We start from the raw sequence: 14,466 nt of genomic DNA on the forward strand, positions 1-14,466 counted from the left end.
ATCATAACTGCGATTCGATCGGCAAGATCCCGAGCATCCAGATCCCTGCGCGTTTGAGCGCAGGCACGTCCGGCTCGCTATCGAGTTCGGTCGTGTTGCCGTTTGCGTCGGTGTCGATCCACACCATGCGTTTGCCGCCGTTGCCGTCATCGTGCAATTCGACGCGCCACGCAATGCGATCGATGTTCGTGCCGATGCCGTCAGTCACATACTCGGCCGCATCCGCGCTATCGCAATAGACGCCGATTTCCGTGTTCAACTCAACGGAACGCGGATCGAGATTCATCGAGCCGATGAAGATGCGCTTGCGATCGAACACATATGTCTTCGCATGGAGCGACGCCTTCGACGATCCGAATGTCGTTTTCTTCGCGGTCTTGTCGGCGTCGCTCGATGCAACGGGCTTCAGCTCATATAGCCTCACGCCGGCTTCGAGCATATCCTTTCGATAGCGCTGATAGCCCGCATGCACCGCGGCGACATCGGTGGCGGCGAGAGAATTCGTGAGCACGGTGACACGCACGCCACGCGATGTCATCGATTGCAGCCATCGCACGCCTTCCTTGCGCGGGACGAAGTATGGCGACACGATCAGCATTTCCTGCGCGGGTTCGAAATCCAACGCCTTGAATTGCGACATCAGATGGCCTTCGCTGTCGCCGGGCGCGCGCGTGATCTTTGCGGGATCGTCATACAGAAGCGTGGCCTTGCCCCACGAAAAAGCCGTGTCGTGCGCCTCGATAACTTTGGTGTAACGCTCGCGAACTTGCGCGACATAGGGCGAACTCTGTTCCGACAACAAATACGTGTCGAGCTTCTGGCGGTAACCGGCGAGCGCGCCGGGGTCGGCGTGACGTCGCATCAGGTTATCGATCGGATAGGCTGCATCCGAGTTCCAGTACAGGTCGAATGCGCTCGATACGTCGCGCACGACGGGGCCATGCACGAGCACATCGAGATCGCCGAACGCGACCGTGCTCGACGCGCCGAAGTATTCGTCGCCGATATTGCGTCCGCCGAGAATCGCGGCCTGGTTATCGGCGATGAGCGCCTTGTTGTGCATCCGCCGATTCACGCGAAAGAACTCGATCGCGGAGCCTAGCTTCTTGAACGTGCGATTCGATACGGGATTGAAAAGCCGCACCTGCACGTTCGGATGCGAAGCGAGCGCGAGCAGGAACTGATCGTCCGCATTGGTGCCGAGGTCGTCGAGCAGGAGGCGCACGCGCACGCCGCGATCGGCGGCGCGCATGATCGATGCGGCCATTTCGCGGCCAGTCAGATCGTCGTGCCAGATGTAGTACTGGAGGTCGAGCGTGCGCTCCGCGGCTTCACTCAGAATCACGCGCGCGATGAGCGCGTCCATGCCGTTCGCTAGCAAATGAAACGCATTGTCGCCGGGATGCGCCGCTTCGCTCGCTGCGAAGGCCGTGCCGAGGCGCGTGTTCCCGGTGTCGGCCAGTGCATGCGTTTGCACGCGTCCTGTCTGCGGCGGAAGGCTCGCGCATGCGCTCATCAACAGTGTCAAAGCAAGGGCGATCCAGGTACGAAGTTTCACTGCGTGACCTCAATTACGGAGTCCGTACTATGCCATGTTCTTTTCCTTCCGCGAATTTTCGTTCAAACGCGCGCGCACGAAGCTGACATGCTCGCGCAGCACATAGAGTGCATCGGCGTAGGCGAGCGGCAGCTTGAGCGTATCGAGCGATTCCTCGATGTAATCGAGTTCGATGACGAGCGCCCGCCCTTCGTCTTCGCTGGTGACGCGCATCGCGCCGCGTTCCACCGCGATCAGCGCCCCGTAATAGCGATAGATGCGCGAGCGCACGCGCCAGCGATACAGCGCGGGCACGAGCCGCAGCGCAGGAAAGATGAGCACGGCGACCGGAAGCAACAGCACAAGGGCGCGGTCCGCGATATTCGCGAGCCAGAACGGCAGCGTGCGATAGAGGAAGCTCTTGCCCGAGCGGTAATAGCGGCTCGCGTCTTCGCTGATCGGATACTCATGCGCGACGGGACTCGGAAATTGCCCCGCGCGTTGCAGCAGACCGGCAGAGCCGTGCACTTCCTGCGCGGCTTCGATGAGCAAGTCCGATAGCGCCGGATGCAGGCTTGGCCGCGCGACGAGTTCGACCGTGGGGCTGATCAGATGCACGGTCTCCGGCGGGATGCGGCGGCCGAGATCGAGCACACCGGGCGGCAATTCGATATCGTCGAGATAGGGAAAAAGACGCGTATAGGCGCCCGATTCCTTGAAGTCCATCACCGAGATGCCGGGCACGCGCAAGAGGCGCAACATCAGGCCGCGCGTTGCGGAATCGCCGGAGAGAAACACTGCGTCGGCCTCGTTGCTGACGAGTTGCGTCGCGGCTTGCAGGCCGTCGCTCGGAAGAAGCTGCGTGTCGCCGCCAGGATAGATGCCGTTCGCTTCCAGCAGCTTGAGCGACAGCGTGCGCGTGCCGCTGCCTTCGCGGCCTATCGCGATGCGCTTGCCTTCCAGTTGCGAGAGGAGGGTGAGACCCTTGCCTCGATAGAACACGACAAGCGGCACATACGACACGCTGCCGAGCGACATCAGTTGCGATGCCTGTTCCTTCGTCGCGATCCCGCCTTGCACGAGCGCGAGGTCGACGTGCTGCTTCGGATCGAGCAAGCGTTCGAGATTTTGCACGGAGCCATCCGAAGGCAGCACCTTCAGCGTGATGCCATTACGCGCGAGCAGTTTCGCGTATTCCTGCGAGATGACGTAGAACGAGCTGTCGGGTTGACCCGCGCTCATCGTGATGGTTTTGGGCGGCGCCGGATCGACGAGCCAGTAGACGAGCGCGACGACGATCGCAATGACCAGCAAGACAGGACCGGCCGTCCATGTGATGTCATGCAGGACGCCTTTCGCATGATCGCGAGGCAGATGCGGGCGTTTCATGCGATGCCTCGTCATGAGCGTGCGTTCGTGACTGCGTGCGTGACTGGAAAGACATCGAGCATGTCGTGCCTATGTCGGAAGCGGCGTTGCTTCGCAGTGTAACGCGCGGCGCGGTCAAAACGACAAGGCCGGCTCGCATGCGGCCGGCCTTCGCTTTCAATCGATCCTCGATCAAGCCCAGTGTGCGGGAATCCAGAACCTGCCGACCCAGTGGCCCGGAATCAGGACCGCGCGATGCGGGACCATGTAGACGGTCTTCGCGGGCGGCGGGGGCGGCGCGACATACACCGTCCTGACTGGAGCCGGCGCGGGCGCGACGTACACGGTCTTGGCCGGCGGCGGTGTGACGACCACCGTCTTGGCGGGCGGCGGCGGAGGCGGTGTGACGACGACCGTCGACGAAGCCGGGGGCGGTGCGACCACCACGGTCGTCGCAGGCGGCGGGGGCGGCGGCACGATCACGGGCGCAGCGACGACGGTTGTTCCGGTGACGACCGGCGCCGTCGCGACCACCGTCGTGCTCGACGTCACCGTGCCGCCGCCGACTACCGTCGTGCTATGCGACCCGTTCGAGACCGTCGCGGTGCCCGACGTCGTGACCACGCCCGGCGCGACGCTCGTCGCGCTGCCTGAATGCGTGACGGTGCCGCCGTTGGCCGTGTTGACCGTGCCCGAGCGATTGCAGGTGTAGCCCGCGCAATTCGTCGATGCTGAGTGCGTCGACGTGTTGCCGTTCGGTCCCGTCACCGATCCCGATGACGAGTATTGGCCGGGCGCGGTACGCGTCACGGTATCGCTGCCGGTGGCGGTCTTGCCGTTCGGGCCGGTCGCGCTGCCGGTGTGCGAGCAACTGCCGCCCGCGCAGCTCGTGTCGCCCGCATGTTGCACCGAGCGGCCGTTCGGGCCGTATGCGGTGCCGGAGTTGGAGAACTGGCCCGGCGCGGTACGCGTAACGGTTCCGGAGTTGGTGCCGACGCGGCCCCATGGATTCTCGACGCCGCCCGCATGCGAGCAACTGCCGCCGCCGCACGAGCCGACGTGCGCGCCCTGGTATTCGCCGCGACCGGTGTAGGCCGTGCCGCCACGCGCCCAGCCCGCGAAGGCGGAGCTGCTGCACAGCGTAAGCGCGGCGGCCGCCGCGACGACGAGCAACTTGCGCACGCGGCGCTTGCTTGAGGGCGCGTCGGAGGCGAACGCAACGTGGGCGTTTGAAGCGAAAGTCGATCTGTTTTTCACGGGATGTCCTTCTCGGTTCCTTAGGCCACGTTGCGTTTCGAGTGGCGACGGAAGTGACTATAGAGAAACGGTCTTGCGAAGTCCCGCGGTAACTTATTTCACGCCATGTCATGGCTGATGGCATCGTGCTATGCCTTATGGCACGGGCTTTTGCAGCATTTCCAATAACTTTGCGAAGTCCGCGCGCAACACGATTTCGCGCATTGCGTCACACTTGCTGCTGCCGTCCGGCTTAATCGTCATAACAATCGAAATCATCATGGCCACATCTACTCCGATCCAAGTCGCCGTTCTCGACGATTATCAGAACATCGCGCTCTCGATGGCCGACTGGTCGCCGCTCGAGGCTCGCGCTGAAATTACCGTGTTCAACGATCACATCGCGGAGCGCGGCGCGTTGCTCGAACGTCTGCGCCCCTTCGATGTTGTCTGCGCGATGCGCGAACGCACGCCGTTCTCGCGCGACATCATCGAGAGCCTGCCTAACCTTAAGCTGATTGCATCGACGGGCGCGGCGAATGCATCGATCGATCTCGATGCCGCATCCGAACGCGGCGTCGAAGTGCGGCATACGGGCTATACGTCCACACCGACGATCGAATTCACGTGGGCGCTCATTCTCTCGATGATGCGCAACATTCCCGCCGAGAATCGCTCGCTCAAGGAGGGCGGCTGGCAGATTGCGCTCGGCACCGAACTCGCGGGCAAGACACTCGGCTTGCTGGGTCTCGGTCGCGTGGGGTCGGCCGTCGGCGTGATCGGCCGCGCGTTTCGCATGAACGTGGTCGCGTGGAGCCAGAACCTCACACGTGAGCGCGCGGAAGAAAAGGGCGTGCAACTAGTGGACAAGGACACGCTCTTCAAGACCTCCGACGTGCTCTCGATTCATGTTCGCCTCAGCGAGCGCACGCATCATCTCGTCGGTGCGCGGGAATTTGCGCAGATGAAGCCGACGAGCCGCATCGTCAACACGTCGCGCGGACCGATCGTCGATAGCGCCGCGCTCGTCGATGCGTTGAAGTCGGGCAAGCTCGCGGGCGCGGCAATCGACGTCTACGATGAAGAGCCGCTCGCTGCGAACGACGTGCTGCGTTCACTGCCGAACGTGCTCGCGACGCCGCATATCGGCTATGTGGCGGAAGAGTTGTATCGCACGTTTTATGGCGATACGGTGCGCAATATCGTCGAATGGCTCGATGCGCGTCAGGGTTGAATCACGACGCGCCCCATTTGTCGGATGGCAGAAGCGAGAACAACGTTTCGATCGCGGCGCTCGCGCGGCGCTTGCCATCCGCGCGGCCCATCGCGAGATCGATGACCGCAAGCCCGACGACAAGCGCATGCACCATCGACACATGTTCTTTCGTGACGGCGAGACCCATTGCTTCGAGCATGCGCGTGATGCGTACCGCGACGCCTTCCGCGAGCTCGCGAAAGAGGCTGCGAATGGTTGGCTCTTCGTCGGCGGCTTGCGCGAGCGCCATCAATACGCGCGTGTTTTCGTGGCGCATCGCGACATTGGCGATCGATGCAGCTGTGATCTTGGGCGATGCTTCGCCCGCGAAGGCATCGACGGCGGCGAGCTGGCCATCGATGGCCGTACGCGCGACAGCTTCGATCAACGCGAGGCGCGTGGGGAAATAATAAGTCAGATGACTCTGGCGCAGACCCGCGCGTGCAGCGACGCGCGGTTGCGTGAAGCCCGAATAACCTTCTTCGCGCAGAGTGGCAAGGGCGGCTTCGAGTATGGTCTGTCGACGATCCTGCACAGGGCGCGATCCACGTTTGGTTGAATTACCAAACCTTAGCGCGGGCGATGCACGGCGTCAACCTTATGAATTGTCATACGACGGTGGTTGCGGATTATGCGCGGGGTTCGTGTCGAACTTGCGGATATCGGTGATCGCAGCGCTCGCGAGCGATCGAAGAACGGCTTCGAGCGCATCGGCGAGTGCCTTGTCATAGACTTCGTCGCCATTCACGTAGAGCGTGAACGCTTCGAGATATTTCGCTTTTTTAGCCGGGTTTTCGATGGTTTCGCGTGTCCACCGATAAAGCGGATAGTGCTCGATGCCATCCCTTTCGGCCTGCGCGACGTAATCCACGAAGGCGTCGTACTGGCATTTCAATTGAGCGTCGTGTTCGATCAGCAGCGCATTGATCGCCGCGAGCTTTTCGTTTGCCGGATCTCGACGCGCCAGCATCGCATACTCGGGCGCGAGACGGATTCGAACTTGATATTGCAAGGATTCAGTCATAACGCCCTTTTCATGTTGAAAGCTATTGATAACTTCGCGTGTGAATAATGCAGTTCATGCACTACACTTCCTCTCGCATCGCGAATCGAACAAGAGGAGAGTAACAGTGAGTCTTCGACATTCGATCTATTGCCCATGTTGCGACATGGCGCCGAACGCCGCAAGCCGCCGCCGCTTTCTTGCGCTCGCGGGTCAAAGCGCCGCCGCGCTCGCGCTCTTTCCGCATCTCGCATACGCCGATAACGACGTACCGTCCATCGCCTACGATTCCGTCCCCGACCCTGTACGCCTGCCTCGCGATATGTACTTCGGCGAATGCTCGGGCGTGGCGTTGAATTCGGCCGGGCATATCTTCGTGTTATCCCGCGGCAATAGCACGGGTCCCGCTTATGGCGCCGCCGCCGCGCAACTGCTCGAATTCGATCGCAATGGACGCTTCGTGCGCGAAATCGGCCATAACCTTTATGCCTGGTCGTTCGCCCATACTGTGAAAGTAGATCGGCAAGACAATGTCTGGGTAACGGACAAGGGCTCGGACATGATCATCAAGTTCACGCCTGAAGGCCGCGTCGCGATGGTGTTCGGTCGCAAGCAGGAAGCGTCGGACGAAGAGACTGCGCCGCTCAAGCATCCGAATCCGCCGCTGCCTTCGGAGCCGGGGCGTTTCCGGCAAGTCACCGACGTCGCGTGGGACGCATCGGGAAATACCTATATCAGCGACGGATACATCAACTCGCGCGTCGCGAAGGTCGACAAGGACGGCAACTGGCTCAAGTCGTGGGGCGAGCGCGGGAAGGAGCCGGGGCAATTCCATACGCCGCATAGCATTGCTGTCGATAGAAACGGGCTCGTCTATGTCGCCGATCGAAGCAACCGGCGCATTCAGGTATTCGACCGCGAAGGCAATTTTCAGCGGCAAATCACGATCGATGTACCCGTGCCGCCCGATGCGCGTCCGGCTATCGGCAACATGCCCGACGAAGCGGCGATAGCAGCGGGAACATTTGCGCCGGGTTCACCTTGGGCCATTTGCATTTCGCCGGGGCCGAATCAAGTGCTGTATTCCGCCGATGCGTTTCCCGGCCGGATTTACAAGTTATCGCTCGACGGAGAATTGCTCGGCGTACTCGGACGATCCGGCAAGCAATTGAAGCAGTTCGGATGGATTCATGAAATGGCGTGTCCTTCAGAAGGCACTTTGTTCGTCGCGGAGTTGCTCAATTGGCGCGTGCAGAAGCTCCTACTGCATGGGTGATCGCATCACTGCTTCGAGGGCTTCGATCGCATCGACATAATGGGCTTGGGCTGCGCGTCGCATCGATCTTCGCGCCACGCGCGCAACGTATCGAGCGCGACGGAATTGCGCACATAGCGATGCCACACGAATGCGAGATCGAAGATCAGGATCGCGAGCCACCACGCATAGAGAAAGAAAGCGCCACCAAGCACGACGGGCCACAAGGGTTTGCCCGCGAGATCGCCCCATAGTCTGACGCCCACGATCAGCACCATCATCAGCGTGCCGAGCGCGACGAGAATACGCCGTCCCCAGTGCGGTTTGCGCGGCGCGAGCCAGCCGCTTATTGCGCAGACGAGGCCCGCAAGTACGAAGACCGCCTTGCCGACGACAGGATCGGCGCTATCGCGATGCAGGATATCGGCGAACGGGCTCGCGAGAAAAGCCGCCACGCCGCTCAACAGCACGAACCAGAAGATCAGCGCACCCGCGACGAACGACAGTAGCGCGACGATGCGCCAACGCAGCCATGCGGCCGTGCGATTTGTGCCTCGCGCCTTGACGAGACGCGGAAGGCGTGCGGCAACCGTCGTTCCCATCAAAAGGCAGGCGAGCGCGAACACCGAGCGCGTGAGATAGATGAATTCGGGCGCGGTGCTCGTGCCGCCCGCGCCCGAATCGGAAGTTGCGGTGACAGCTTTATAGATGAAGAACACCGCGAGCAGATGCAGCGCGAAGCTCAGAAGATAAGGAATTGCCGTGCTCACGATGCCGCGAAAATGCCTGTTTTGAGGGGTTTTCGCGGTGCTTCGGTCGAGCACGACGTTCTCGATGAAGTGGCCGAAGACATCGCCGTCGGTCCAGTAATCGGTGTGCGCTTTCCCCGGCAGCCAGTAGCGCGAAAAGCCAATGTCATGCACCGGCTCGAATTCGAATGCGAGACAACCATGACGACCGAGATAGGCGCGCGCCGTATCGAGTGCGAAGCCGACGGGATCGCCGAAGTCATAATAGTTGCGCCACCTGATGCGTGAAGGCAGCGTGATCGGGCCGCCGGGACGCTCGATCTGCGTGACGGCATCGCCCTTGCGTTCGCTCTTTAGCGCCATGCCTTCCCATAGCTTCGGCCATAAAAGGATGTGCTTGTCGATCGGCGAGCCGATGGTCATGAAGCCACGCAGACTCTGCACCCAGTCAGTACCGATGATCTGCTTGCCGTCCTTCGGGTCGGTGACGGTCGGTCTCGATAGCGCCTGCAGAATGCCGAGAAAACTGATCACGGTCCCTTCGCTATGCGCGACGATATACACCTCGGGCGCACACTGACAACGCGCGGTGGCGAGCGCGACAAGCCGCTCCATCACACGATGAAAGCGAAAGACGATGGTCTCTCGATGCTGCCTGAAATCCGCGACGAGCTGCACGTCGCCGACATAATCGCGCAGCATCGGCGCGAGATCGAACTTGAAAATGCCGGCTTTCTCCGTCACCGCGAGCAGGCTTTGCATGACGGCCACCGTTTCGACGATCTCTTCGACGACGCCCGACGCGAGCGAAAAGTCCGCGGGTTCGAGCTTGCGTTCATCGACGTTGAGCATGTAGGTCGCTTGCGCGCGACTCACGATCGACAGTCCCCACGCCTTGCTCTCTTCGAGCGTGTCGTCCTGCTTCACGACTTCGCGCGGAATGTCGGCCCAATACACTTCCGCGAAACCGAGCGCCGAATAGAAGTCGCGTTGTTCCGCGGTATAGGGACCGCCCGGCGGCAGATCGAGCTGGCGCACGTCGACTTCGCCGACGCCCGCGATATCGAAGTAGCCGAGCGGCATCACGGGAAGCGGCGGGTCATAACGCGCGCCGAACTGGCTCGCGACCGAGCGCACCGTGTCACTGTGCAACTGATTGCCGATGCCGTGTATCGCGACGACGATCTTCTGCACGCGCGGCGCTGTCGGCAGTTCGGGCGCGGGCGTCGTTTGCGATGATGCGTCCATGAGCGTCTCCCGATGGCGGTTCGTCAGCGCTTTTCACGTACACGGCTTTGCGGCTTCGGCAGCGGCCCGGCCGCTCGAAGCAGATTAGTTCATTTTTTAGACAATAGTGCGAAATGATCGGCGCCGTGTTTGCACTTTGCATGCGTGATGCCGAATGCAGGATGCAACAGCGGTCGATTGCATGCCCGAGAGTTCAGCCGCCGTGTGCAAGTCCTGTTTCCATTGCCACGCCGTTCCACAGATGCATCGCCGCATACGCTCTCCAGGGCCGCCAGCGTTCGGTACGCGCGCGCTGCTGGGCGGGCTTCACAAGCGATGGGTCGCGGCGCGCGATCGCCTGCATCAGGACGAGATCGGCTTCGGGCCAGGCGTCGGGATCGCGCAGCGCACGCATCGCGACATAGCCGACGGTCCACGGCCCGATGCCTGGCATGGCGAGCATGTCGCGCTTCACGCGTTCGGGATCGGCGCCGGGTTCATCGAGAGGAAGCGCGCCGGTTGCGACCGCGTGCGCGAAACGCTGCACGGTCTCGATGCGCTTGGTCGGCATGCCGATCTTCTCCAGATCCGCTGCGGCGAGTTCGGCGGGCGTCGGAAAGCGCCACGCGGTGCCCTCATGCGGATGGCCTTCGATCTTTTTGCCCGCGCGCTGCACGATGCGGTTCATGATCGTCGACGCGCCTTTGACGCTCACCTGCTGCCCGACGATGGTCCGCACCACAAGTTCGAAGCCGGACCACGCACCCGGCACGCGCAGGCCGGGCGCGGCTTCGACGAGCGGCGCGAGCACCGGATCGCCGGCGAGACAGCGAGCGATTTCGTGCGGATCGGCGTGCAGATCGAACATGCGCGCGAGCGGCGCGGCGAGGTCGCCGGCGTGCTGCGCCACCGCACCCTCGACATTCACGACGAGCCGATGCCTGCGTTCATGCGGCCGGACTTCGACGGTGCCCTCGGCGCCTTGCCATTCGATCGCGCGCCGATACACGCCGTCCTCGACCGACTCGACGCCCGCCGACGCGCGACCGCCGATAAATTCCAGCATCCGCGTCCAGTCGAAAGGCCGCTTGAAGGGCAGCTCGAGCGTGGCGGTCGATGTGCTGATGGTCGAATGCATTTTGAATGCCGAATGCGCGATGGTCGAATGAATGCGAATGTTACTCCGGCGAACCGGATGCCCGTCGCGGCGCCAAGCTCATTCTTCGCTAACCCTCGGCGACGACAATGCCTCACATCGACAGCAGCTAGTCCATCTCAGCCAACCGAAGGAGCCGAACATGAACGCCATCTCGATCAGCATCGTCGCCATCGTCATCACCGCTGCGCTCGCGGCCATCGCGCCGGTCACGCACTTCACGCAGCGTGAGATCGCCGTGCTGAGCGCCCATGCCGCGAACACGCGCGCCGAAGTCCAAATCGGCTCGGGTAGCGGACTGACGGCGTGATCGATGCGCCGATCAGCGGCGCGTCGCCAGTTCCATCGTGCTCGCGTTGAGCATCTGTCTGAATTCGGGATCGTGGGAAAGAATCTGGCGCGCGCTCGTGAGCAGTTGCGGGCGACGCTCCCACTGATCGGAGCGCACGACGCAGCGCGCGAGCACATCGCCGTAGATCGCATCAAGCCCTTCGCGGTCGTGCGCCGTGGTGAGTCGGGCGATGCGGACTTTCTCGTCACGCGTGAGTCCGCGTGTTAGACAGTCGACGGTCTCGCGGTCCATTCCCGCTTGGGCAGTGTCGAAGTCCGTCGAGTGATAGAAAGTAATGCCCGTGATGACGAACGCCGCGCCGAGTGCGATGCATGCCCCTCGAATCTTGGTCATCGTTTTCCCCGATGGTAGGCTCTGACGCCCTTCGCGCCATACCTTACCTTCCGCGAAATCACGCGACCGTTCTATTCGCTACCGCCCGTCCGGCGTCGGCTTGGCCGTTGAGCGCTTTCTCGATGGCGCCGGCTTCACCGTCGTCAACGTGCGCTCCGCGAGCACCGCATCGCGCTTGGAGAGCAAATGCTTGCGCAGGATCTCGCCCATGCGTCGGCTATCGCGCGTTTCGAGCGCTTCGATCATTTCTTCGTGATCGCGAATCGCGCTGTCCCACTTCGGTGTCTGGAAATTCGAACGAAAGCGCAATGCCATGAGACGCCGGTTGATCGATACGTAGGTCTGACGCAAGGCCGTATTGCGCGCCGCTTCGTTGATCTTGTCGTGGATGGCCTGGTTGCGGCTGTAGTAGCCGGAGAGATCGTTCTGCGCGCGGCACGAGAGCATCGCGTAATGCAGCGCCTTGATCTCGGCGATCTCCAGCGGCGTGATGCGCTCGCACGCGAGTTCGCCTGAGAACGCCTCCAGCCCGCTCATCAATTCGAACATCTCGCGAATTTCGAACTCGCTCATCTGCGATACCGACGCGCCCCGGTTCGGCGAAATCTCGATCAGTCCTTCGGCCGCGAGCACCTTCAACGCCTCGCGCAGCGGCGTGCGCGAAATGCCGAGCGTCTCACACAGCTTGCGCTCGTTGAGCTTGACGCCGGGAGCAAGCAAGCCTTCGACGATGAAGCCGCGCAAGTGATCGACGACGGTGTCGTGCAGACGCAGGCGCTCTAGCTTCGGAAGCGAGGACGAAACGTGCACGTCTGGTAAATCGGGATTTTGCATTCAATACCTCGCAATCTATTTGCGGCAATTTTAACGCAGTGCCAGCGGAAAAAACCGCCAGCGGGTTATCCCTAGGCCGTTCGGTCTATGTATTCCTTTACCTGCGGTTGTCGCTGCGTTATTGTATTTTGCATGCAAAATTACATTTATAAGGACGCGGACCCATGTTGAAGCTCGATTTCCATCCTGCTGGCCGTCACTTCCTGCAGATCCCGGGGCCGAGCCCTGTGCCCGATCGCATCCTGCGCGCGATGAGCTATCCGACAATCGATCACCGTGGGCCGGAGTTCGGCGCGCTGGGTCTCAAAGTGCTCGATGGCATCAAGAAGATCTTCAAGACGAGCCAACCGGTGGTGATCTATCCGGCATCGGGCACGGGCGCATGGGAAGCGGCGCTTTGCAACACGCTTAGTTCCGGCGACACGGTGCTGATGTATGAGACGGGCCACTTCGCAACGCTATGGAAGAAGATGGCCGAGAGCCTCGGGCTGAAGCCGGAGTTTCTCGGTCTGCCCGGCATCGAAGGCTGGCGGCGCGGCGTACAGGCCGACATGATCGAGAAGCGTCTGCGTGACGACACGAATCACGCTATCAAGGCCGTGTGTGTCGTCCATAACGAAACGTCGACGGGCGTGACATCGGATATCGCCGCCGTGCGGCGCGCGATCGACGCCGCGAAGCATCCCGCGCTGTTGATGGTGGACACGATCTCGGGTTTGGCATCGGCTGACTATCGTCACGATGAATGGGGCGTCGACGTGACCGTTTCCGGTTCGCAGAAAGGTTTGATGCTGCCGCCGGGGATCAGCTTCAATGCGGTATCGGAGAAGGCGCGCGAGGCGTCGAAGCGCGCCACGTTGCCGCGCGCATTCTGGGATTGGACCGACATCATCGAGATGAACAAGCAAGGCTACTGGCCTTACACGCCGAACACGAACCTGCTCTACGGCCTCTCGGAAGCGCTCGACATGATCCTTGGCGAAGGGCTCGACAACGTGTTCGCGCGCCATCAACGGCTCGCGGCCGCGTGCCGCGCGGCGGTGAACGCGTGGGGACTGGAGATTCAATGCGCCGATCCCGCCGTGTACTCGCCGGTGCTGACGGGCGTGATGACACCCGAAGGCGTCGATGCCGATGCGGTGCGCAAGCTCATCTACGAGCATTTCGATCTGTCGCTCGGTACGGGGCTCGGCAAGGCGAAGGGCCGCATGTTCCGCATCGGTCATCTCGGCGATTGCAACGACCTCACGCTGATGGCCGCGCTCACCGGTTGCGAGATGGGACTGAAGCTCTCGGGTATCGCGTTGAAGGACAGCGGCGTGGCGGCGGCGATGGACTATCTGACGAGCCACGTCGCGAAGCCCGCGTTGAAGGCGGCCGCATGAGCGCCGCGTTCGACGCCGATGCGCTCGCGCGGCTTCTCGTCGACGCGCGCGCGCATCGGGCGAAGGTCGACGCGCTGCCCTTGGGCGCACGTCCGTCCGACGCCGACGATGCCTACGCGGCGCAGGACGCGACGCTGCGTGCGCTGAACGCAGACATCGGCGGATGGAAGGTCGGCGCGAAGACGCACGACGGGCCGATCCAGGGTGCACCGCTTCCCGCCGATGGCATGCATAAAACCGGTGCGCGTCTCTCGATGCTCGCGTTCGGCAAGGCCGGTCTCGAACTCGAAGTGGCATTCAGGATCGGCCGGCGCTTCGAACCGAACAGCGGACCGTATAGCGATGAAGACGTGGTCGCTGCGATCGAGTCCGTGCATGCGGCCATCGAAGTGGTCGCGAGCCGTTTCGCCGCGTGGCCCGATGTCGAAAAGCCGTGGCAACTCGCCGATTTGCAGAATCACGGCGCGTTGATCGTGGGCGAGGGCGTGCCTTACGACGCGGCGTTCCCGTTCGTATCGCCCGCGATGGCGTTCACGTTCGACGGCGCGTCGCTTTTCGACGGCGTTCCGGCGAATCCTGCGGGCGACCCGCGGCGCCTGCTCGCGTGGACGGTCAATCACAGCGTGGCGCGCGGGCTCGCGGTCGAACGCGGGACCGTGCTCACGGCGGGTTCTTACACCGGCATGGCGTTTCCGGATGTGCCCGGCACGGCCATCGGCGCGATCGAAGGCTTGCCCGCCGTCGAATTGCATTTCGCATAACGCATTCATAAGGCC

At 62.2% G+C, this 14,466-nt stretch carries 15 protein-coding genes; 5 read left to right on the top strand and 10 right to left on the bottom strand.

Annotated elements, in window-relative coordinates:
• Position 1: 1 nt before the first annotated feature.
• The 4 genes from NCT05_RS27085 to NCT05_RS36860 all read right to left on the bottom strand — a co-directional run bounded on the left by NCT05_RS27085 (position 2) and on the right by NCT05_RS36860 (position 4,423).
• On the bottom strand, positions 2-1,516 hold the full coding sequence (locus tag NCT05_RS27085; RefSeq protein WP_250503662.1) for a phospholipase D family protein: 1,515 nt from the start codon (positions 1,514-1,516) through the stop codon (positions 2-4).
• Positions 1,517-1,585: 69 nt separating this feature from the next.
• Positions 1,586-2,926, bottom strand: coding sequence for a TAXI family TRAP transporter solute-binding subunit (locus NCT05_RS27090; protein WP_502800898.1), 1,341 nt, complete (start codon positions 2,924-2,926; stop codon positions 1,586-1,588).
• Positions 2,927-3,097: 171 nt separating this feature from the next.
• Entirely contained in the window at positions 3,098-4,162 is a 1,065-nt protein-coding gene (locus tag NCT05_RS27095; RefSeq protein ID WP_250503599.1) for a hypothetical protein, read from the bottom strand.
• 135 nt (positions 4,163-4,297) lie between these two features.
• The gene (locus NCT05_RS36860) at positions 4,298-4,423 is read right to left on the bottom strand and encodes a hypothetical protein (RefSeq protein ID WP_284507572.1); all 126 of its coding nucleotides are present in this window, start codon (positions 4,421-4,423) and stop codon (positions 4,298-4,300) included.
• On the opposite strand from NCT05_RS36860, the gene NCT05_RS27100 reads away from it, so the two are divergent.
• Complete coding sequence (locus tag NCT05_RS27100; protein ID WP_250503600.1) at positions 4,422-5,375, top strand: D-2-hydroxyacid dehydrogenase family protein; 954 nt, start codon at positions 4,422-4,424, stop codon at positions 5,373-5,375. The genes NCT05_RS36860 and NCT05_RS27100 overlap by 2 nt on opposite strands.
• 1 nt (position 5,376) lies before the next feature.
• Here the strand turns inward: NCT05_RS27100 and NCT05_RS27105 are convergent, their stop codons facing one another.
• Positions 5,377-5,931 carry a TetR/AcrR family transcriptional regulator gene (locus NCT05_RS27105; protein WP_250440893.1) on the bottom strand — a complete coding sequence of 185 codons (555 nt, stop codon included), beginning with the start codon at positions 5,929-5,931 and terminating at the stop codon, positions 5,377-5,379.
• A 63-nt stretch (positions 5,932-5,994) separates the two neighbouring features.
• Positions 5,995-6,420 (bottom strand): hypothetical protein, encoded by a 426-nt coding sequence (locus NCT05_RS27110; protein WP_250503601.1) that lies wholly within the window; start codon positions 6,418-6,420, stop codon positions 5,995-5,997.
• Positions 6,421-6,565: 145 nt separating this feature from the next.
• On the opposite strand from NCT05_RS27110, the gene NCT05_RS27115 reads away from it, so the two are divergent.
• On the top strand, positions 6,566-7,675 hold the full coding sequence (locus NCT05_RS27115) for a peptidyl-alpha-hydroxyglycine alpha-amidating lyase family protein (protein WP_284504395.1): 1,110 nt from the start codon (positions 6,566-6,568) through the stop codon (positions 7,673-7,675).
• A 5-nt stretch (positions 7,676-7,680) separates the two neighbouring features.
• Here the strand turns inward: NCT05_RS27115 and NCT05_RS27120 are convergent, their stop codons facing one another.
• Together NCT05_RS27120 and NCT05_RS27125 are read right to left on the bottom strand one after the other, a co-directional pair.
• Positions 7,681-9,651, bottom strand: coding sequence for an MFS transporter (locus tag NCT05_RS27120; protein ID WP_250503603.1), 1,971 nt, complete (start codon positions 9,649-9,651; stop codon positions 7,681-7,683).
• A 193-nt stretch (positions 9,652-9,844) separates the two neighbouring features.
• Positions 9,845-10,768, bottom strand: a complete 924-nt coding sequence (locus NCT05_RS27125) for a DNA-3-methyladenine glycosylase family protein (protein ID WP_250503604.1) — start codon at positions 10,766-10,768, stop codon at positions 9,845-9,847.
• Positions 10,769-10,928: 160 nt separating this feature from the next.
• Between NCT05_RS27125 and NCT05_RS27130 the strand changes: the two genes are divergently transcribed.
• Positions 10,929-11,096, top strand: coding sequence for a hypothetical protein (locus NCT05_RS27130; RefSeq protein WP_167561845.1), 168 nt, complete (start codon positions 10,929-10,931; stop codon positions 11,094-11,096).
• Between the two features lie 12 nt (positions 11,097-11,108).
• Here NCT05_RS27130 and NCT05_RS27135 read toward each other — a convergent pair whose 3' ends face one another.
• Together NCT05_RS27135 and NCT05_RS27140 are read right to left on the bottom strand one after the other, a co-directional pair.
• Entirely contained in the window at positions 11,109-11,471 is a 363-nt protein-coding gene (locus NCT05_RS27135; protein ID WP_250503605.1) for a hypothetical protein, read from the bottom strand.
• A 78-nt stretch (positions 11,472-11,549) separates the two neighbouring features.
• A complete protein-coding gene (locus NCT05_RS27140) occupies positions 11,550-12,305 on the bottom strand; it encodes a GntR family transcriptional regulator (RefSeq protein ID WP_250503606.1) in 756 nt (251 codons plus the stop codon).
• Between the two features lie 164 nt (positions 12,306-12,469).
• On the opposite strand from NCT05_RS27140, the gene NCT05_RS27145 reads away from it, so the two are divergent.
• Positions 12,470-13,690, top strand: a complete 1,221-nt coding sequence (locus NCT05_RS27145) for a pyridoxal-phosphate-dependent aminotransferase family protein (protein ID WP_008347825.1) — start codon at positions 12,470-12,472, stop codon at positions 13,688-13,690.
• On the top strand, positions 13,687-14,451 hold the full coding sequence (locus NCT05_RS27150; RefSeq protein WP_250503607.1) for a 2-keto-4-pentenoate hydratase: 765 nt from the start codon (positions 13,687-13,689) through the stop codon (positions 14,449-14,451). The genes NCT05_RS27145 and NCT05_RS27150 overlap by 4 nt, the downstream gene beginning before the upstream one ends.
• Positions 14,452-14,466: the final 15 nt, after the last annotated feature.

Source organism: Caballeronia sp. AZ7_KS35 (genome assembly GCF_023631045.1).
GTDB classification, from domain to species: domain Bacteria; phylum Pseudomonadota; class Gammaproteobacteria; order Burkholderiales; family Burkholderiaceae; genus Caballeronia; species Caballeronia zhejiangensis.

Coding starts and splice junctions, on each gene's coding strand:
- NCT05_RS27085 (WP_250503662.1), bottom strand. CDS start 1,516: ATGAGCGCATGCGCGAGCCTTCCGCCGCAGACAGGACGCGTGCAAACG.
- NCT05_RS27090 (WP_502800898.1), bottom strand. CDS start 2,926: ATGAAACGCCCGCATCTGCCTCGCGATCATGCGAAAGGCGTCCTGCAT.
- NCT05_RS27100 (WP_250503600.1), top strand. CDS start 4,422: ATGGCCACATCTACTCCGATCCAAGTCGCCGTTCTCGACGATTATCAG.
- NCT05_RS36860 (WP_284507572.1), bottom strand. CDS start 4,423: ATGATGATTTCGATTGTTATGACGATTAAGCCGGACGGCAGCAGCAAG.
- NCT05_RS27110 (WP_250503601.1), bottom strand. CDS start 6,420: ATGACTGAATCCTTGCAATATCAAGTTCGAATCCGTCTCGCGCCCGAG.
- NCT05_RS27115 (WP_284504395.1), top strand. CDS start 6,566: ATGGCGCCGAACGCCGCAAGCCGCCGCCGCTTTCTTGCGCTCGCGGGT.
- NCT05_RS27120 (WP_250503603.1), bottom strand. CDS start 9,651: ATGGACGCATCATCGCAAACGACGCCCGCGCCCGAACTGCCGACAGCG.
- NCT05_RS27125 (WP_250503604.1), bottom strand. CDS start 10,768: ATGCATTCGACCATCAGCACATCGACCGCCACGCTCGAGCTGCCCTTC.
- NCT05_RS27130 (WP_167561845.1), top strand. CDS start 10,929: ATGAACGCCATCTCGATCAGCATCGTCGCCATCGTCATCACCGCTGCG.
- NCT05_RS27135 (WP_250503605.1), bottom strand. CDS start 11,471: ATGACCAAGATTCGAGGGGCATGCATCGCACTCGGCGCGGCGTTCGTC.
- NCT05_RS27140 (WP_250503606.1), bottom strand. CDS start 12,305: ATGCAAAATCCCGATTTACCAGACGTGCACGTTTCGTCCTCGCTTCCG.
- NCT05_RS27145 (WP_008347825.1), top strand. CDS start 12,470: ATGTTGAAGCTCGATTTCCATCCTGCTGGCCGTCACTTCCTGCAGATC.
- NCT05_RS27150 (WP_250503607.1), top strand. CDS start 13,687: ATGAGCGCCGCGTTCGACGCCGATGCGCTCGCGCGGCTTCTCGTCGAC.